At 42.7% G+C, this 241-nt stretch carries 1 protein-coding gene; it reads left to right on the top strand.

Features of this window, described 5'->3' with window-relative positions:
* Positions 1 to 241, top strand: a 241-nt coding sequence (locus AAEY94_RS20810) for a radical SAM protein (RefSeq protein WP_350979949.1), incomplete at both ends; no start/stop codon positions are given.

Genomic DNA, 241 nt, shown 5'->3' with positions numbered 1-241 from the left:
GGTTCGTCAAGATTTAGAAGAACTGGTCGCTTATGCGCACAATCAAGGCTTTTATACCAATCTAATCACCTCAGGTATGGGATTAAACGAAGCTCGGATTGCACGTTTAAAAGAAGCAGGTCTTCAGCATATTCAAATTAGCTTTCAAGCCAGTGATCCAACGGTCAACAATGCCTTGGCAGGTTCAAAGCATGCTTTTGAGCAAAAGTATGAGATGTCACGTCTGGTCAAACAGTACGAC

Source organism: Shewanella sp. AC34-MNA-CIBAN-0136, from assembly GCF_040309945.1.
Lineage (GTDB): Bacteria > Pseudomonadota > Gammaproteobacteria > Enterobacterales > Shewanellaceae > Shewanella.
This window is presented reverse-complemented; position numbering and strand designations above follow the sequence as displayed.